The organism is Agrobacterium tumefaciens (assembly GCF_013337285.1).
Lineage (GTDB): Bacteria > Pseudomonadota > Alphaproteobacteria > Rhizobiales > Rhizobiaceae > Agrobacterium > Agrobacterium burrii.
Genome location: NZ_SUPW01000009.1, coordinates 85482 through 104174, shown reverse-complemented (window position 1 = coordinate 104174; position 18693 = coordinate 85482). Strand labels below are relative to the sequence as shown.

The 18693-nt window shown below is 60.4% G+C and carries 16 protein-coding genes; 11 read left to right on the top strand and 5 right to left on the bottom strand.

Annotated features, from left to right (window positions below; all coding sequences use genetic code 11):
• Window positions 1–43 precede the first annotated feature (43 nt).
• Together FCH38_RS20395 and FCH38_RS20390 are read right to left on the bottom strand one after the other, a co-directional pair.
• Window positions 44–760: a GntR family transcriptional regulator gene (locus FCH38_RS20395; RefSeq protein ID WP_153516725.1), complete on the bottom strand. Its 717-nt coding sequence runs from the start codon at window positions 758–760 to the stop codon at window positions 44–46.
• An 84-nt stretch (window positions 761–844) separates the two neighbouring features.
• The gene (locus tag FCH38_RS20390) at window positions 845–1675 is read right to left on the bottom strand and encodes a hypothetical protein (RefSeq protein WP_153516726.1); all 831 of its coding nucleotides are present in this window, start codon (window positions 1673–1675) and stop codon (window positions 845–847) included.
• A gap of 566 nt (window positions 1676–2241) precedes the next feature.
• On the opposite strand from FCH38_RS20390, the gene FCH38_RS20385 reads away from it, so the two are divergent.
• The 5 genes from FCH38_RS20385 (at window position 2242) to chrA (ending at window position 7826) form a co-directional block, all read left to right on the top strand.
• On the top strand, window positions 2242–3141 hold the full coding sequence (locus FCH38_RS20385; protein ID WP_174374949.1) for a hypothetical protein: 900 nt from the start codon (window positions 2242–2244) through the stop codon (window positions 3139–3141).
• 49 nt (window positions 3142–3190) lie between these two features.
• Entirely contained in the window at window positions 3191–5059 is a 1869-nt protein-coding gene (locus FCH38_RS20380) for a tyrosyl-tRNA deacylase (RefSeq protein WP_174374948.1), read from the top strand.
• Window positions 5060–5286: 227 nt separating this feature from the next.
• A complete protein-coding gene (locus FCH38_RS20375) occupies window positions 5287–5829 on the top strand; it encodes a hypothetical protein (RefSeq protein ID WP_174374947.1) in 543 nt (180 codons plus the stop codon).
• A 119-nt stretch (window positions 5830–5948) separates the two neighbouring features.
• On the top strand, window positions 5949–6431 hold the full coding sequence (locus FCH38_RS20370) for a hypothetical protein (RefSeq protein ID WP_174374946.1): 483 nt from the start codon (window positions 5949–5951) through the stop codon (window positions 6429–6431).
• A 186-nt stretch (window positions 6432–6617) separates the two neighbouring features.
• Window positions 6618–7826, top strand: coding sequence for a chromate efflux transporter (gene chrA, locus FCH38_RS20365; protein WP_174375006.1), 1209 nt, complete (start codon window positions 6618–6620; stop codon window positions 7824–7826).
• Window positions 7827–7832: 6 nt separating this feature from the next.
• On the opposite strand, the gene FCH38_RS20360 is transcribed toward chrA, so the two are convergent.
• Complete coding sequence (locus FCH38_RS20360; protein ID WP_174374945.1) at window positions 7833–8711, bottom strand: LysR substrate-binding domain-containing protein; 879 nt, start codon at window positions 8709–8711, stop codon at window positions 7833–7835.
• A 133-nt stretch (window positions 8712–8844) separates the two neighbouring features.
• On the opposite strand from FCH38_RS20360, the gene ampC reads away from it, so the two are divergent.
• The 3 genes from ampC to FCH38_RS20345 all read left to right on the top strand — a co-directional run bounded on the left by ampC (window position 8845) and on the right by FCH38_RS20345 (window position 13137).
• A complete protein-coding gene (gene ampC, locus FCH38_RS20355; protein WP_174374944.1) occupies window positions 8845–10002 on the top strand; it encodes a class C beta-lactamase in 1158 nt (385 codons plus the stop codon).
• Window positions 10003–10202: 200 nt separating this feature from the next.
• Window positions 10203–11612 carry a sensor domain-containing diguanylate cyclase gene (locus tag FCH38_RS20350; protein WP_174374943.1) on the top strand — a complete coding sequence of 470 codons (1410 nt, stop codon included), beginning with the start codon at window positions 10203–10205 and terminating at the stop codon, window positions 11610–11612.
• Window positions 11613–11808: 196 nt separating this feature from the next.
• Window positions 11809–13137, top strand: coding sequence for a solute carrier family 23 protein (locus tag FCH38_RS20345; RefSeq protein ID WP_174374942.1), 1329 nt, complete (start codon window positions 11809–11811; stop codon window positions 13135–13137).
• Here FCH38_RS20345 and FCH38_RS20340 read toward each other — a convergent pair.
• Complete coding sequence (locus FCH38_RS20340) at window positions 13134–13982, bottom strand: LysR family transcriptional regulator (protein WP_174375005.1); 849 nt, start codon at window positions 13980–13982, stop codon at window positions 13134–13136. The genes FCH38_RS20345 and FCH38_RS20340 overlap by 4 nt on opposite strands.
• A gap of 103 nt (window positions 13983–14085) precedes the next feature.
• Here FCH38_RS20340 and FCH38_RS20335 point away from each other — a divergent pair, with 103 nt between their 5' ends.
• Window positions 14086–15420 carry an aspartate aminotransferase family protein gene (locus FCH38_RS20335; RefSeq protein WP_174374941.1) on the top strand — a complete coding sequence of 445 codons (1335 nt, stop codon included), beginning with the start codon at window positions 14086–14088 and terminating at the stop codon, window positions 15418–15420.
• A 172-nt stretch (window positions 15421–15592) separates the two neighbouring features.
• Here the strand turns inward: FCH38_RS20335 and FCH38_RS20330 are convergent, their stop codons facing one another.
• Window positions 15593–16504 carry a 2-dehydro-3-deoxygalactonokinase gene (locus FCH38_RS20330; RefSeq protein WP_174374940.1) on the bottom strand — a complete coding sequence of 304 codons (912 nt, stop codon included), beginning with the start codon at window positions 16502–16504 and terminating at the stop codon, window positions 15593–15595.
• Between the two features lie 115 nt (window positions 16505–16619).
• On the opposite strand from FCH38_RS20330, the gene FCH38_RS20325 reads away from it, so the two are divergent.
• Window positions 16620–17528 carry a dihydrodipicolinate synthase family protein gene (locus FCH38_RS20325; protein ID WP_174374939.1) on the top strand — a complete coding sequence of 303 codons (909 nt, stop codon included), beginning with the start codon at window positions 16620–16622 and terminating at the stop codon, window positions 17526–17528.
• Window positions 17525–18691, top strand: coding sequence for a mandelate racemase/muconate lactonizing enzyme family protein (locus FCH38_RS20320; protein ID WP_174374938.1), 1167 nt, complete (start codon window positions 17525–17527; stop codon window positions 18689–18691). The genes FCH38_RS20325 and FCH38_RS20320 overlap by 4 nt, the downstream gene beginning before the upstream one ends.
• The last annotated feature ends 2 nt before the right edge of the window (window positions 18692–18693 follow it).

Here is an 18693-nt window from a genome sequence, read left to right as displayed (position 1 = left end):
ATTCGTGTCCGAGCAACCGACATTGCCGGCCATCCGCCAGCGATCAGGAGAGCGGTGTCAGCGCGTTTCTCAGGCTGACACCCTGCTTCGGCTGCAGATCGAGATCGGCCTCGATATGATCGAGGTGATGGATCATAAGATCTGAAGCGCCTTTTGCATCGCCCTTTGCGACAAGCTCGAGAATGGCAAGGTGTTCATTGTGGCCGCAGCTCGAAATACCCGAGCGGCCATAAAGGGCGACGACCAGCGAGGAGCGGGCGACCAGTTCATCCATAAACCGCTGGAGGATGACATTCCCGGACAGGGCCGCCAGCAGGAGATGGAAATCGCCCGAGGCCTTTATTTCCGCCCGGCGCGCGGCCGGGCCACGCTCATTCATATATTGCGCCTCTTCGACGAGGTGATGCTGAAACCGCACAATATCCGCAGGCGTGATGTGCTCCACCGCCGCCGCGATGATGCCCGGCTCGATCAGGCGGCGCGAGGCGAAAATCTGGCGCGCTTCTTCCGGCGAGGGCGTGGAAACGAAGGCCCCACGGTTACGCTCGGTCTTCACCAGCCCCTCGAAGGCCAAAATCTGCAAAGCGGCACGCGCCACCGTGCGGCTGACGTCGAAAAGCGCCCCGACCTCCGCCTCCGGGAGCTTCGTTCCCGGCGCGATCCGCCGGTCGATGATGGCATTGCGCAGGGATTCGCGGATCAGGAGCGAGCGATCCTCGATTGTGGCATCCACGGCTGGGGTCTTTTCTGGCAGGGTCATGTCACGCATCCGGTATCGCTTCTTCTAACCCGGCGGTGTCGGTTTTCCTAGTGGCGCCATTGTCGCGAGCAACCGCTGATGCCGTCAGGCTCTCAAAATCCCCAGCCACACGACAACAAATGCCAGTTGCTGGGCGATATCCCTTTGCACATTCTGCAATGTCCTGTCGCTTAGAAGTATGCGGGACCCGTCCCTCTTCAGAATGGTCAGACGTTCTGCCTTGGCCAATAGGGCGGTGACCTGGGCGCGGCTTACCCCATAGGCGCGCGCAGCCGCCTTGCGGGAAAACTCACAATCTGAAGCATCGGATTTGCTAGTTTTGGCCGCAGACAGCAGATCCAGCAGCAGAGGAAACCCGGGGGCATGGCCCAGGAACATCAGGGTTTCCATTGATGTCGGGATAAACTCCTGCGGTTGCTTCAAAAGCCAGCCGACGCCACCGATAAGGCTGTTGATGCCGATGTCATCTTTCGCCGGCCTGTCCATAACCGGTTGCGCCCCCCATGGCGCGGCTGCGGCAAGATAAGCCTCGGCGAGCGTCTCGATCGCCATGATCAGCCAGCCACACAACGACCACGGACGTTCGCGGTTGTCGTCACGGGGTTGATGCCGCCGGGCGGCGCCTTCGAGTTCCAGCCAGTCGATCAAGGCCCGTGTCCTGCGGCTGGAGGCCCAGCCCCGGGGGACGACGATGGCCTGAACCGCAGCCAGGGTAAATTGGCCGCCATGGATCGACGCCAGAGCGATGGCGCACAGTATCGTTGCGAATGCGCCGAAATCACCGATGGCGCGGACGAGGCGCGGCTCCTGCTTGAAGACCGTCGATATCTGCGAGCAAAAACGGATGGCAGTCTCGTCAAAAGCGGCATCATTCAGGATCCGGTTTGCAAGGGGTGTCAGCCTCTCCTGAAGCATGTCCGGCTGCGGCCGAACGGGGTCTCCTTGCGGGAGCGATTTTGAATCCTGCGCAACTGCTTTTCCAGATGCCTTTCTCCCACGGAATTCTAAGTTTCGCTACTTTATGGCGAATTTTAAAATATGAATTTTGTTCGCCGGCTGCGGCCGTTCAGGCTCGCATGACAGCTGAAATGTTCCGGGTTCGGGAGATGCGTGCAATTTGTTGCACTCCCGCGCCGCTCTCCTTGAGGGTATTAAAAAATACTCTCATAAATTGAGTGTTAAAGGACGCATTGAAATATGTGCCCTTTTGGAACGGTTTGCGAGAGCGGCGATAATAACAATTTTATCGTCTGTTTTTATTGCATAATTTTATTTGGCTTCGGACATAAAATCTTTCGTTGGGCAATCGAAAACACAATCTTTGATGGTTGTTTTTTCGGCCTTGACGGAGTGGCGAAAACTGCATTCCGAAGCCGCCAGGCATCCGCATGTTTCTACCGAGTTTCTGGCGCGTCCGGCAGCAATGCCGGGTGGGCCACGGCACGTCCATTCACCACAATTCTCAGAAGGAGGATAAAGCGATGCAACTTCGACATGTTATTTTTGCCGGCCTTGCGGCAATCGCGATGCAGTTTGACATTCCGTCCATGGGCCAGCCGGCCATTGCAAATGCGGCCGCCCTCACCACCGAGCAGGTGGCGGCTTTCCAGTCAAAACTTGAACAGGCGGAAGCAAGCCGGGAGCTGCTCGGCCGCCGATCCGTGTGCCTGATGGAACATCTGACGGCGCAACAGCAGCTCAGCGCCGAACGGGAGAGGGCGCTGGGAGAGGCCATGTACCTGCAGATCGAGCTGGAACGGCAGGTGGCGCAGTCCGAAACCAGCGTGAAGGGCTACGAGGAGCTGGTTCAGTCCGAGAGCGAGAACGTCAGGGCGCGTCAGGCCACCTTCGAAAAAGCCCGTAGGGAAAGGGACGAGCAGGCCAAGAGAGTAACGATATGCAGCGGCGTCCTCTTCTTCCTGCCGGGAATTTGCCAGGCCGGTGACGCCGCGGTCAAGGCGTTCGGCTGGATGAACGATGCGGAGAGGGAATACCGCATCGCACAGCCGCGGCTGGACAATGCCCGGGCGGCGCTTGAGGGCGTTCGCAACCAGCTCGAAAACAATCGCCGCCAGCTGATTGCGGCACAGCAGAGCCACGCGGAAAACCAGAGCGCGGTGAAAAATCTGGAAGAGCAGATCACCAGGCTCAAAGCGGCGATTTCCACCATCAACGGCAAGGTTCAGGACTTCAACATTCAGGTGGGCAACTTCACCAACGCTCTGAAGGAAGCGAGCGAGGTCAATCCTGACGACGCGAAAATACGCCAGGTCGACCGGCTGTCCGCCGAGATCGGCGGCCTGACCAAGGACGTGCCGCAGTTTATTTCCTCCACCGAGGCCGGACTGCCTGAGGATGCCAGGAAACAATGCGGATCGTGAACGATCAACCCCCTGACTCTCCGTAACAACCATCAACAGGAGCATGAAAATGAATAATGTCGTGACCTTTGAAAGCCGGGAAGCCAAAATCAAAAGCGAGATCGACGCCAGTGTCGATACGATCCTTTCGCAGCCGAAGTTTAATCTTCCCAAGTCAGATACGGCGCTCGTCCGGTCCTATGTCGACAAGATCCAGGGAACTTACGATGTCGAGCGGGCCAAGCGCGATACCGACAACGCGATCGATCTGCTCTACATCGCCTACAACACCACCCCGCAGGAGGAAGGCGACGTTCGCGTGCGCATCAGCGCGATCATGAACAAGCTGATAACGGCGCAGCAGAAAAGCGAACTCACCATGCGAAACGCGATGGATGAGGCCGGCAGGATCGGCAAGGCGATCGCCGATCTGTTCCCGGACTGGCTCGACGTCCGGGAGGGAAACGATCAGGCCGAGATCAAGGCATTTGTCTCCAATGATCTGATTAAACTCGCCAAAAACGTCCGCGACAGGGCGCTGAGTGTTCGCAACGAGCTTCTGGTTATCGCGTCCACCTATGATGTCATCATCAAGGACACGGTGCAGACAACGGACAAGAGCGAAACCGTTTTGAGCAAACGGCTTGTCGACAAGGCCGCGATTGAACGGGAAATCACCGAAGCGGGCGCGCGACGCGAACAGCTTGAATCGCTCGTCAACGACCTGAGGGTGCAGGTCGCCGAATTCGAGAAGAAAGCGAGTGAATACGAGAAGCGCGCCAATACGGCAGAGCAACGCGCATTTGTCATGTCGATCGTTCGTGTCGGCGCGCAGATGATCTCAAGCGCCATTCCCGCCATCGCCATGGTGGCTGGTGGTCCTGCCTCGATGCTGGCGTCTTCGGTCGGCGGCGCGCTTTCGGGGCAACCCAAGGGTGGTCAGGATGCCGATGGGCAGGGGCAGGGCGGAGGCTCGCGCAACCCGGCGACAGGCGGCGGCAAGAGCGATGCAGCCGCCAAGCAGAGCGAGCTTTCCGAACAGAAAGCCGAGCTCCGCAAAAGCCAGGAAAAGCGCGATTCCTTGAAGGGCGATATCAAATCGCTGGAGGAATCGAAGTCGAAGCTGGCGGATGAGGCTACAGGCGCCGATCCGAAATCGAGCAAGGCGGTCGAACTTGCCGAACTCGAAAAACGTCTGAAGGCGCGGTCTGACGAACTCAAGACGCAGGAGGAAAAGGTTGCAAAGCAGGAAACCATCGTTTCCAGCCTGCAGGCTTCGCTCGATGCCCTGGACAAGGGGCTGGGCAAGCTTTCCGACGAGCAACAGCAACAGGCGGCGAGCCTGCGCGAAATCCAGATGCAAATGATCGACAAGGCGGAAGCCTATGAAAAGGAACGCCGCACCCAATCCGCCGAACTGGTGAAAATCAACGCCCTGCTCAAAGGCAAGCAGACCGAAGACGACAAAATCCAGCTTGCGGTCCAGTCGCTGAATGTCAGTCTCTCGGCCCTGAAGCGCATGAAGGAGATCATCGAGGAGGTTGCATTTTTCTTCAAGACCTTCGCCGACTTCATGCAGGCCATCGCCGATGACGCCCAGCACCAGATCAGCGGCATCGAAAGCGTTGCCGAACTGGAAGTCATTCGAAAGAACCGCTTCGCGCAGCTCGTCCGCTCCGTCGATGAGTTTTTCGTCAGGCAAACCGGTCAATGGCATGCGGTTGTGATTGTCTGCGACAGGTTCAGCCGCAGTTTTGCGGATGGCTGGTCGAAGCTGAACAAGCTGCAAGGCAAATATCTCTCGGGCATCGAACTGACGAACTATATGGCCGAGGCCTCGGTGAAACTCACCGAGATCGTCGCCGAACGCGAAGCCGCAGCAGATGCAAAGATCGCATCGTTGCAGGCCTATCGTGCGGATCTAAACAAAAGCGCCTGATGCGCCAGAGACTGCCGTTCCTTTTCCGGCCCGGCAGGAAGCGTATCCATGGTCTCAGCCGGAATCGTCCCCTTGGCATGGATCATGGGCAATGTCCTGCCGGCGAATATGCCGGCAGGACGGCTAGGAACGAAATCTCACCATTCACCAACGCAAAATCAACGACGGGCATCCGGACGCCATCGAAGCGCAACCTGTGCTGCGTCATTTTCAAGAAGGAGAAGACCGTGCCGACAGTCAACAACCCTCCCGTTTTGGTCCCTCAGGGCACCCCCGCCTGGTGCTTTGCCGCCGTCGAGCAGATGGTGCGGGCCTATCGTGGGCTTCCTGCGGCCGCGCAATACGACATTGCGAGACGCAATACCGCAGCGCTCGCGACCGTCGACCCGCAGGTTCAGGAACGCTGGGAGCTGGCGCAGGTTCTGGATCAATCCGCTGGCATCCTTGAACTGGGCGGGGCAAATCCGAACAGCAATATCGTCAAGCTGGTTTCCAGCCAGTGGAATGCCTTCGATCACACAACGACCAACGGCCACTTCGTCAATGGTCTGACCACCGATATCGTCAGACACGAGATCGACAACAACCGCGTCTTCGTGATCGGCACGGAGTACCATTATTACCTCGTCTATGGCTACACCGTGGATGGCAAGGATCTCGAACTTCATATCCTCGATCCATGGCCGGCCGGGCGGGGTGGCGCCAGAACACGCATCGGCCTGCAGGAGTTCCTGGGAATGCCGGCCCGCGTCGCCATCACCTTCGGCTAGGCCGCCAACCACACTCCCTTCGATTGCCGGTCGGCACCGAAGCAACCAAAAATTCCACCATGCGATCCTGCACGTCAACGTCCGGGACAGGTGGCTCATGTCCAAAAAAGGAGACACACATGCCAATTCTCAGCAATTTCGTGGTCAAGCATATCCGGCCCTTCGGTGAAGCGGGTTATAATGCTTTCGGCAATGACCAGACCATCGAGTTCCTATCAAGCCTCGGGCTTAGCACGGGGGATATCGCCAATATCTTTGCCGCATGGCGTCTTGCGGCCCTGGCTGATCCTGTGGGCGAGAGCAATCTTCTCGTTGCGGCAGCAAATGCGCTGGCGCAGGCGCGATGGGAAAACCTTTATGAGACCCAGATGAGCACGGTGCTTTTCCTCGATGATGTCCAGCTCGAATCCCTCAGCCATCTCGAACCCGGGGCGCACCGCAATTTTTCGTGGCGATCCCCGACCCCCATCGCCGCCGCAGTGACTATTCACAACGGCAGCAACAGGCATCACATCATCTGGGAGGCAACGGGTTTTTCCGGCGGCACCGATGAAAATGGCTGGATTTCGCACTTCGCCGACCTCTTGCCGACCGGGCGATAGGCCCTTCGCCGGATAGTCGCCAAACGACGCCGGAAAGTTATCGTAACTTTCCGGCGTCGTTGCAGCCAGCCCCTTCATATGCCTGTCATAATGGTATCTGATACCGAAACCGTTTTTAGGCTGATATGTGTTGACGAATAGCCGTTGCACGCAGGGAGTTCTTTGGTGAAGTCGTCAACGCGAATCATGGAGACCGAAGTGCGCAGCCATAGGCACGGCACGCCCGGCGAGGTTTTCGCCGCCTTCCTGAAACTCGGTGTCACTTCTTTCGGTGGTCCTATCGCCCATCTCGGTTATTTTCGCGATGAGCTGGTCGTGCGGCGCAAATGGATCGACGAGGCCGGTTATGCCGATCTCGTGGCGCTTTGTCAGTTTCTTCCCGGCCCGGCCTCCAGCCAGGTGGGTTTCGCGCTCGGGCTTTTGAGGGCCGGGCCGCTCGGCGCTATGGCGGCATGGACGGCTTTTACCCTGCCATCCGCCATCCTGCTTTTGCTGTTCGCCACCATCGCCGCTTCGATCGAGGGGCCGGTGGGCACCGGCCTGCTGCATGGCCTCAAGATCGTCGCCGTCGCCGTGGTGGCGCAGGCGGTCTGGGGCATGGCAAAAAGCCTTGCGCCGGATCGGCAGCGGGCCAGCATCGCGCTCGCCGGCATCGTCTGTGTGGTTTTTCTGGCTGGAGCCTTCGGGCAAATCCTGGCGCTCGCCGTCGGCGCCATTGCCGGGCTTGTCTTCTGTCGCGACGGAGCGGTGCGGGAAGCTGCCCATCTTCAGTTCCGGGTGCCGAAAAGCGTCGGATATATCGCGCTCGCTGCCTTCATCCTGCTTCTCGGCCTGTTGCCGCTGCTTGCGGCGGTGGCGGGATCGCAGGGCCTTTCTTTGTTCGATGCGTTTTATCGCGCCGGCGCGCTGGTCTTCGGCGGCGGGCATGTGGTCCTGCCGCTGCTGCAATCCGAAGTCGTCGCCACCGGCTGGGTGACGGAGGATGCATTTATCGCCGGATATGGCGCGACACAGGCGGTTCCCGGCCCACTATTCACATTCGCCGCCTATCTCGGCGCAGTGGTGGGACCGCAGCCGAACGGTGTCGCAGGCGCTGCCATCGCCCTTGTCGCGATCTTCCTGCCGGGCATGCTGCTTCTCATCGGTGCGCTGCCCTTCTGGGAAGGGTTTCGCCGGCATCTTCTGGCGCAGGCGGCCATGCGTGGTGCAAATGCCGCCGTGGTCGGCATTCTTGGTGCCGCACTTTATGATCCGGTGTGGACCAGCGCCATCTTCACCCCGAAGGATTTCACGCTGGCCCTTGCGGGTTTCATCCTGTTGACGGTGTGGAAGACGCCGCCATGGGTCGTGGTGGTGATCTGTGCTGCCGGCGGTGTTCTGCTGGCGCTGCTGTAAGCCATGTCAGGCAAAGTCAGCATGGGTCAACATCCAGTCTGAAAAGGCCTGCATGGCGGATGTCTGCGGTTTTGATTGCAGCCGCGTCAGCCAGTAGCTTCCAAGCGATATGGTGACGGGGAAGGGCTGGATGATTGCCCCGGACGCCAGATGCCGCGAAAACATCGATGGCGGCGCCAGCGCCACGCCCAGCCCCTGCAGCGCGGCCTCCATCATGCCGAGCGAGGTATCGAAAACGATCCCGGCATTCACCTGCGCTGTGGGCGTCACGCCGGCGGCCGCAAACCATGTGCTCCATTCGTCGGACCGGTAGCTGCGCAAAAGCGTCGCCTCGACAAGATCGGCGGGCGTTTTTAAAGTCTCCGCCAGTTTGGGCCTGCAAAGCGGCGAAAGCGGCGCATCGAAAAGCCGGAAGGCATCGGTGCCGTGCCATGAACCCTGACCGAAACGAATGGCAAAATCCAGCCCTTCGGCCGCCATGTCCACCCGGTTATTGTTGGTGGAAACCCTGATATCGATGAAGGGATGCTGCTTTTGAAACTCCTGCAATCGCGGCAGGAGCCAGCCGACGGCAAAGGTGCCAACGACCCCCAGAAACAGCAATTCACGCACCTGTCCGGCCTCGATCCTGTCGAGCGTCGTCGCCATCTGGTCGAAGGAACTGGTGACGGTGGGCAGAAGCGCTTCACCCTCGGCGGTGATTTTCAGCCCGCGCGGAAGCCGTTGAAACAGCGCGACGCCCAGCCGCTTTTCCAGCACCTTCACCTGCTGGCTCACCGCCGCCTGCGTGACGCAGAGTTCGATGGCTGCACGCGTGAAGCTGAGGTGTCTTGCCGATGCCTCGAAGGCCCGAAGACCGTTGAGGGGAAGAAATTGCCGAACCATTTGAGACCTAGATTTTCTTGTATCTCTTCCGAGATATCATGGTTTGTTCGTGCAAAGTAGGGCGGCTAAAGCTCTTTCGCTGGGGACGGTGCAAACGCCGGTCATCTACCTGAGGTTTTGGAGAATGCGAAAGATGAAACTCAATCACGGACATATTGCCTTTGCCGCGCTGCTCTCGGCCGGCCTGTTCACACAGGCCTCCGCCGCCGATGAGGCGAAGTTGAAGGCGATAACGGATGCCGCGATAAAGCCTGTGATGGAGAAAAACGGCATTCCGGGTCTGGCTGTCGCCATCAGTGTCGGCGGCGAAAATCACGTCTTCACCTATGGCGTCATGTCCAGGAGCACCGGCCAGCCGGTCACGCCGCAGACCTTGTTCGAGCTCGGCTCGATCAGCAAGACATTCACGGTGTCGCTCAGCACCTATGCCGAAATGAATGGCCAGCTGTCGCTGTCCGGCAAGGTTGCGGATTATCTTCCGTCCATGAAGGGCAGACCGTTCGGCGATGTTACGCTGATGCATCTCGGCACCCACACCGCCGGCGGCTTTCCGTTGCAGGTACCAGATAACGTCAAGACGGAACAGCAGCTTCTGGCCTATCTCAAGGACTGGAAGCCCTCCTACAAGGCCGGGACCCATCGCACCTATGCCAATCCCAGCATTGGGATGCTGGGTTATGTCACCGCAAAGGCAATGGGCCAGAGCTTTGATGATGCGATGCAAGGCACGCTGTTGCCCGGACTGGGGCTGAAGAACACCTTTACCGTGGTGCCGAAGGCAAAGATGGGGGATTATGCGCAGGGCTATAAGCGCAGTGGAGAACCGGCCCGCGTGACGCCGGCCATTCTCTCCTCGGAGGCTTACGGCGTCAAATCGTCGGCAAGCGACATGATCCGTTTCGTCAATGCCAATATGGGTCTTGAGACGCTGGACGGAAAAATGCAGCAGGCGCTCCTCAACACCCATACGGGATATTTCGGTGTCGGCGCGATGGTGCAGGACATGGTCTGGGAACAATACGCCTATCCGGTTGCCCTGACGACGCTGGTCGATCTGAATTCCGGCGCCCTTTTGAAGACGGTCCCGGTTTCCGAAATCACCCCGCCGATGAAACCGCGTCAGGATGTCCTCATCAACAAAACGGGTTCCACCAATGGTTTTGGCGCCTATGTCGCTTTCATACCGCAGCAGAAACGCGGCGTCGTCATTCTGGCCAATAAAAACTATCCCAATGAGGACCGTGTCGCCCTGGCCTATGAGATTTTGACGGCGCTTGACAAAGCGCAATAATACGCGCGAGCCGGTCTGCTGCCGGCCACTCCGGCGCGGGAGTTGAATTGCTCCCGCGTCAAGGCGGATTGCGCTTTCGTCGAAACGCCCGCTGGCGTCAGGAACCAAGCGTTAACCGACCTGCCTGAAATTCCCGCTTTGGTAACGGCGATGAAACGTGCCGCGTCGAAAATGACATCCGACAAATAATCGGACCATAAATGACGATGCGTTTCACCCAACTCAGGCTTGCCGGACCGGCCGCAGTGCTTATTGCCATATTGCTGGCGGGGCTGGCGGCCATTCCCTATTATGGTGTTGCGCGTCTGGACGCGGAGCTTCGCCAGCGGCAGGAAACACTGGTCGGGCGCAATATCTCGATATGGATTTCCGATGTGGAGTTTGCCCTGACCGCATGGACGATCTGGGATGAATCCATCGCCAAGATCGACAATCTGTTCGACCTCGAGTGGACCGACCGAAATATCGGACGGTCGCTCATCGGCACCTCACGCACCCGTTTTGTCAGCATTCTCAACGGCGACGGTGATCTGATCTACTCGAAGACGGATGACGAAGTGCTGCAACGCCCGTTTTTTGCCCGGGGTGCGCCAGTGATTGCGCAGGATGCGCGCTCGCTTGTGGATGCCGTTCGTGCAAAGGAACGCGGCGAAAGGCCGGGGGGCATTCCGCAGCCGATCGCCTTCAGCAAGATCGAGGTGATCGGCGATGACGCCGTCCTTCTGACGGCCAGCCTCTTCCAGTCGGATTTCAGGACAGCGACGCCCCGCAGTGAGCGCGCGCCCGTGCTGATTTCCGCAATCCCCATCGCCGGCAGCCTGCAGGAGTTTCTCGGAAACCGCTTCCTTCTGGACGATGCCTCCGTTGGGCCGGCCGGCAGCGTTCCGGCGGATCGCGCAAGGGTGGAGATCGCCATGGGGCCGAATGGGCAGACACAGGCGTTGTCCTGGCAGCCGTTGACGCCTGCGCGGGATCTGCTTCGCCAATCTCTGCCGCTTGCCGTCACGGTTCTTGTCGTCCTCATAGCCGGCGGCATCTTCGCGGTGCGGATTTCCCGCCGTGCGGTTCAATCGCTTGTCGAGGCCGAAAAACAGATGCGACATGCCGCGACGCATGATTTCCTCACGGGGCTGGCCAACAGGTCGCTTGTCTCTTCCGAATTCGCAAGGCTGTCCCAGCAGGGAGACCTGACTGTCGCCTGCCTTGATCTCGACGGTTTCAAGGTCATCAATGACAGCCACGGACACGCCGCCGGTGATGCATTGCTCAAGGCGGTCGCCGCCCGCCTTCGCGCAGCCTGTCAGGACCGCGACGTGGTGTTCCGGTTGGGCGGTGACGAGTTTGCCGTGTTGATGCCCGCCATTTCCCCTGCCGAAGCCGAAATGCGCTGCCGGCAGCTGTGCCTGCTTCTCTCCGAGCCCTATGTTGTCGATGACAGCGTGATGATCATCGGTGCGTCCTTCGGATTGAGCAGCGTCATCGGGGCGGAAACGTCCTGCGACGAGGCCTTCCGCTGTGCTGACGAGGCGCTTTATCGCGCGAAGGGTGAAGGCCGCGGCAAGGTCATGACATCAGTCTGCGAGATCGAACCCGTTCGCCGGTTTGGCTGAACTGAGGGGTGGGTAACCCCTTGATGCCCGATGACAGCAGCCGGCAATCGCGCTACCGGAGATAGGATGCGCCGCCACCGATTCGGTCCGGGACGACGGTCGCATATCACATAAAGACAAATCTTTTTATGCGGCTGCGATCTGCAACGGGGACGTTCGTCAAAATCGCGCCAGCCGCTTTCTGGGGGACGTGACGATGAGCAATACGGGTGGCTATTTTCCGCGCTGGCGATTGAAAACCGAAGGGCGCATCATGCCGGATGAGCGGTTGCCCGCCGGGCAGACCGCGGTTCTCGGTTTGCAGCATGTTGTCGCCATGTTCGGCTCCACGGTGCTTGCGCCGCTGATCATGGGGTTCGATCCGAACGTCTCCATCCTGTTTTCGGGCATCTCGACGCTGATCTTCTTTATCGCCGTCGGTGGCCGCGTGCCGAGCTATCTCGGTTCGTCGTTCGCTTTCATCGGCCCCGTGCTGGTGGCGACAGGTGCCGCCGCCGGTGCGGCAAGCCCGAATATCGCGCTTGCCCTTGGCGGCATCATTGCTGCGGGCGTGCTTTATGCCCTGATCGGCGTCATCGTCATGATTGCCGGCCATAACTGGATCGAACGGCTGATGCCGCCGGTTCTGACCGGTGCCATCGTTGCCGCGATCGGTCTGGTGCTGGCGCCGATTGCCATTGCCAGCGCTTCCGGCACCGGTCCGGGCAATCCCGATGGCGACCAGCTGTCGCGCTGGATTGCGATTTTGACTGTCACATCCGTCGGTGCAATCGCGGTCTATGCGCCCGGCATGGCGCGACGCCTGCCCATTCTCCTCGGCGGCGCCATTGCCTACATCGCCTATCTGGTGCTGGCCAACAGCTTCGGCCTCGGCAAGCCCGTCGATTTTTCCGGCGTTGCGGCCGCCTCCTGGTTCGGGCTGCCAACATTCACAACGCCGGAATTTTCCGCGCCGGCTATCGCGCTGATTGCGCCGGTCGTCGTCATTCTGGTGGCGGAAAACCTCGGACATATAAAGGCGATCGGCGCGATGACCGGCCGCAATCTTGATCCCTATCTTGGCCGCGCCTTCATCGGCGATGGCATCGCCACCATCTTTTCCGGCGCCTTCGGCGGAACGGGAATGACGACTTACGCCGAAAATATGGGCGTCATGGCAATCACCCGCATTTTCTCGACGCTGGTGTTCCTTGTGGCAGCACTGGTCGCCATCCTCCTCGGCTTTTCGCCGAAATTCGGTGCGCTCATTCAAACGATACCGGGGCCTGTCATCGGCGGTCTTTCCGTCGTGGTGTTCGGCCTGATCGCCGCGACCGCCGGGCGCATCTGGGTCGAGAACAAGGTCGATTTTTCCGAACCGCGCAATCTCATCACCGTGGGCATCGCGCTGGTGCTGGGTGCCGGCAACTTCAAGCTCAATGTCGGCGGTTTCACGCTGGATGGTATCGGCACGGCGACGATCGGCGCCATCGTCTTTTACCATCTTCTCAGCCTCGGCGCTCCGGCCCAGGGGAAATCACGCTAAAGACTGAGGCTCGGAAGAACCGCTCGAATGTGATCGCCAAGGGCCTTGGCCGCCGATGATGTCTGGGGATCGGAAAATGCGATGGCTATTCCGATCGTCGGCAGCGGCGGCAGGCCGTTTTTGATGATGTGAAGGTCGGGCGGAACGGCTGTTTTCGTCAGCACGCTGATGGCGTGGCCGGAGCGGGCGATGGCGATGAGGCCGGCAAGGCTGGTGCTGGCAAAGGCGACCCGGTAGCGGCGATTGGCGCTTTCCATGGCGTCGCACGCCGCGCGGTGATCCAGCGTCGCCGGTGCCGAGAGCGCCAGCGGCAGCACGTCCTTGGCCAGAAGATCGGGTTCCGGCCTGTCCGCCACCCAGACGAAACTTTCCCTGCGCAGAACCTCGGGATGATCAGGATCTGCCTGTGAGACCAGCGCCATGTCGATCTGGCGGCGGCGAAGCAGCGGATGCAGCTCGATGGTTGGCGCGCAGACCATCCGCAGGTCGACTTTCGGATAGGTTGCGCAGAAGCCCCGCAGCAGTTCCGGCAGGAAGGCGATGGAATAATCCTCCGGGCATCCAAGGCTGACGGTTCCCTGAAGGATCGCCTCGCTCATATCCGCAAGGATTTCATCATGCCGCGCAAGCAACGCATTGGCGTGCGCAAGCAGCTTTTCTCCCGCCGCAGTCACCCGCACCCCTGAACCCGTTCGCTGCAGCAGGCTGTGGCCCACCTGTTCCTCAAGCCGCTGCATCTGCGTGCTGAGCGCCGATTGCGTGCGTCCGACCTGCATGGCGGCGACGCTGATGGAGCCGGCGCGGGCGACGATGACGAAGTTTTTTAGAAGCGTAAGGTCGAGCATGGCGATATCAAAATTATCGATATCTGCTTCAGATACTATCAATTGGACTGCCTGCGCAAGGGCCTGTTACCGTTCGTCAGGATCACCTCTTGGGGAACGCGCCATGGACAACATTTCGAAAAACGCCATTTCTTTGAACGACGAGCCGGCCTTCTGGGCCGCCGCCAACAAACACCTGACCCGCTATGGGCCGGCCTTTGAAGACATCATTGTCGAACGCGCCGCGGGAAGTTTCGTCTACGATGCGGATGACCGCGCCATTCTCGATTTCACCTCCGGCCAGATGAGCGCCCTGATAGGCCACACCCATCCGGATATCGTCGCCACCGTCAACCGGCAGATGGCCTCGGTCGCGCATCTCTTCTCCGGCATGTTGTCGCGCCCGGTCGTCGAACTTGCCGCGCGGCTGGCGGCGCTGGCGCCCGGTCTCGACCGCGTGCAATTGCTGACGACAGGGGCGGAATCCAATGAAGCGGCAATCCGCATGGCAAAGCTCGTCACCGGCGGCCATGAGGTCGTCGCTTTTGCCCAGAGCTGGCATGGAATGACCGGCGCTGCGGCGTCTGCCACCTATAGCGCCGGCCGCAGGGGCTACGGCCCGGCGACGGCCGGTTCGCTTGTCATTCCCGCCCCGAATGCCTATCGCCCACGCTTCCGCAACCCCGATGGATCGAATGACTGGCAGGCCGAGCTTGACGATGCCTTCGAACTGATCGATCGCCAGTCGACCGGCAATCTCGCGGCCTTCATCGCCGAGCCGATCCTATCGAGCGGCGGCATTCTCGAACTGCCGCTCGGTTATCTCGCCGCCCTGAAGAAGAAATGCGAGGAGCGCGGCATGCTGCTTATCCTCGACGAAGCCCAGACCGGCGTCGGCCGGACGGGGCACATGTTCGCATTCCAGCGTGATGGTGTGACACCGGATATCATGACGCTCTCCAAGACGCTGGGCGCCGGCCTGCCGCTCGCGGCCGTGATGACAAGCGCCGAGGTGGAGCAGAAAGCCTTCGAAAGGGGCTTCCTGTTTTATACGACACATGTGTCCGATCCCTTGCCGGCGGCTGTCGGCGTGACGGTCCTCGACGTGGTTGCGCGTGACAGTCTTGTGGAACAGGCAATTGCCCGCGGAAACCGCCTGAAGGACGGGCTATTGTCGTTACAGCAGAGGTTCGAGTGTGTGGGTGACGTGCGCGGTCGTGGGCTCCTGCTGGGGCTGGAAGTCGTTGCCGACCGGCATACGAAGGCCCCCGGTTTTGAACTCGGTGCGCGCATCATGCACGAAGCGATGCTGCGTGGCATGAGCATGAATATCGTCAAACTGCCCGGCATGGGCGGCGTCTTCCGTATCGCGCCGGCGCTGACCGTGTCGGATGCCGAAATCGACCTCGGATTGGACATATTGGCGGATTCGATCCAATCGGCGCAGGCCACGCGATAGGGTCTCGACGACGCTCGTCTTTACGCTCACCTGGAGCTCAAAGGTTTCAGGCGAGCAGGTCTTCGTCGCAGCTGGTGCCGATGCTGACCGGAAAATTGTATATGTCGGTTCTCAAAAACCGCTAATCTGAAAGCCGGACGCCGCCGTTTCGGCGTCCGGCCATCGTCGGCGCTCAGGAAAGCGACTGTTTGAGGACGGCCAGCGCCCCTTTGGTCAGGGCGTCGTTCGCGCCCATCGATGTCTTGAGCCCGAACACATCTGCGGCAACCAGATAAAGATCGTTCAGCCCGTCATTGCCGACGATAGCTGCCTCGTCTCCCTCCGCATACCATCCGGCATCGCGTGCCTGCCGAAATTCCTGCCCGATGACCAGTCCCCGCACATAGGAGCGCAGCTGATCCGGCGAAAGCCGGCCGGCAAGCCCGCCGGTTCGCGCCGAAAACAGCAGCGACAGCATGGCGGCGGATCGTTTGGCCTCCTTCAGACCCCAGCGATAGGCCTCCGGATCATCGACCGGCGGCTGCGTGGAACCGCGCGCGATGAAGGAATGATTGATGAGCAGGTTGAAGATTTCACCGGTCACGAATGTCTGGAAACCGTCGATCCGTCCCGCCTTCACCCGCGCCCATTTGCTGTGGGTTCCGGGAATGATGAGGGTGGCGTCTTCGCCAAGGCCGCGGCCGACGATCTGGGTTTCTTCGCCGCGCATCACGTCCGGAAAGGGCTGGCGGGCGGGGTCGTTGAGACCCGGCAGGAAGACAAGATCGGACCCGTTCGGCAGCGATCTGCGCACCGTGCCGGCGGCAAGTTCCGCCGGGCCTGCCGGGCACGGCACATAAGCGACTTCGACCCAGCCATTGCGGCTGGTGATCATGCCGAGGGCGGCGACGGGCAAGGCCCCGTAGCGCGAGAACCAGGGTGCGAGTGCAGCCATCAGCGCGGCCTCATGCTCACCCTTGCCAAGGCTCGAAATACCATCGGCGGTTTCAAGATGATCGAGTTCTTCGCCGCCTTCACCGACGAGCGCCGCCCTCAGTGATGTCGTTCCCCAATCGACGATGATCGATGTCGCCGGTGCTGCCATGTCTTGAACCTCCTCGTTCATTTCATCTTGGGGCTTGTCATAGGGTGCGAGTCTATGTAGTGTCAATTAGTGAATTCAAGGTATCAATATATGATACTTAATTGGGAGGAGAAAGATGGTGGCTGGCCTCAAGGGGATTTTGCCTGTTCTGCCCACGCCGTTTCTGGCTGATGGCGGCATTGACGAAGCGGGTATGAAGCGACTGGTGGTATTTGCGCTCGACAAGGGCGTGGATGGTGTCGTGTTTCCCGGTTTCGCCAGCGAGGTGGAGACTTTGAATGCCGCCGAGCGCGCTACGCTGCTGAAGATCGTCGTGGATGTGGTGGCTGGCCGGGTGCCGGTCGTGGCCGGCGCCAGTGCGGCCGACTGGCGTGACGTGGTCGAGCATGGGCGGGCGGCATCGGCGCTTGGCATTCGCCACCTGATGGTGCAGCCGCCCAAGTCGGTCGGCACGGATGCGCCGGCGCTGATCGAATTCCTCGGCCGGATTGTCGAGGCGCTGCCCGACGTTGAAATCATCCTGCAGAACGCGCCTGCGCCGCGCGGCTCCGACCTTTCGCCGCAGGCGATCGTGGAGATCGTGCGCGCCTTGCAGCGGGTCACCTATGTCAAGGAAGAGACGCTTCCCGCCGGCCCGGCCATCAGCCACATCATCGCCCATGCGCCTTCGACGCTGAAGGGCGTCATCGGTGGTGGCGGCGCGCGTTACATTCTCGACGAATACGCCCGCGGTGCGACGGCGGCCATGCCGGCGCTGGAGATCGCCGAGGAACATGTGGCCATCGACCGGGCGCTTGTTGCCGGGCGACAGGAGGAGGCTCGCCGGATCTATGTCCGCACCCTGCCGCTTCTGGTGTTGCAGGCGGTCTATCGCATGCGGCTGACCAAATATGTGCTGGCCCGTCGCGGTGTGATCGAAGGCGTCGGTGTGCGTGCGCCGACACCCGAGCTTGATGCGGCGGCCATTGCCGATATCGACGCCAATCTGGTCGAACTTGGCCTTGTTGCCGCGGAGGCCGCATGAACAGCCCCATCGCAACCGTCGAAGTCTTCACGCTGACCCAGCCGCGCAAGGTGCCCTATCTTGGTGCGCTCAGGGAAGGCGAGGTGGTCAATCCCAACGGCTACATCGTGCGCAAGGGCAATCGCACGGTCTACCCCACCTTTGACCGCAGCGTGCTGGTGCGCATGACCACCGGGGCTGGCACCGTCGGCTGGGGTGAGACCTATGGCATCGTCGCCCCCGGCGCGGTCGCCGCCCTCATCAATGATCTTCTCGCCGGTTTCGTGATCGGCCGCGACGCGTCCGATCCTTCGGCGATCTATGACGACCTTTACGACATGATGCGGGTGCGCGGTTATACCGGCGGCTTTTACGTCGATGCGCTTGCCGCGCTCGATATCGCGCTCTGGGATATTGCCGGACAGGAAGCCGGCAAATCGGTTCGCGAGCTTCTCGGCGGCGGCGTGGACACGTTTCCGGCCTATGTTTCCGGTCTGCCTGAAAGGACGCTGAAAGCGCGCGGAGAACTGGCGAAATACTGGCAGGATCGCGGTTTCAACGCTTTCAAATTCGCAACGCCGGTGGCTGATGACGGTCCGGCGGCGGAAATTGCCAATCTCCGGCAGGTGCTTGGCGCGCAGGCAAAGATCGCCGCCGACATGCACTGGAACCAGACGCCGGAACGGGCGCTGGAACTGATCGCCGAAATGCAGCCCTTCGACCCGTGGTTTGCCGAGGCTCCCGTCTGGACGGAGGACATTGCCGGTCTGGAGAAGGTTTCGAAGAATACCGACGTGCCGATTGCCGTCGGCGAGGAATGGCGCACCCATTGGGATATGCGCGCCCGCATCGAACGCTGCCGCATCGCGATCGTGCAGCCGGAAATGGGCCATAAGGGCATTACCAATTTCATCCGCATCGGCGCTCTTGCCGCCGAGCACGGTATTGACGTGATCCCGCATGCCACCGTCGGCGCCGGCATATTCCTTGCCGCCAGCCTGCAGGCCTCGTCGACATTGCCGATGCTGAAGGGACACGAATTCCAGCACTCGATCTTCGAGCCGAACCGCCGCCTGCTGGAAGGCGACATGGATTGCCGCGAAGGCAGATATCACCTGCCGTCCGGACCGGGACTTGGGGTAAGACCGTCGGAGGCGGCGCTCGGTCTGATTGAACGTATCTGATT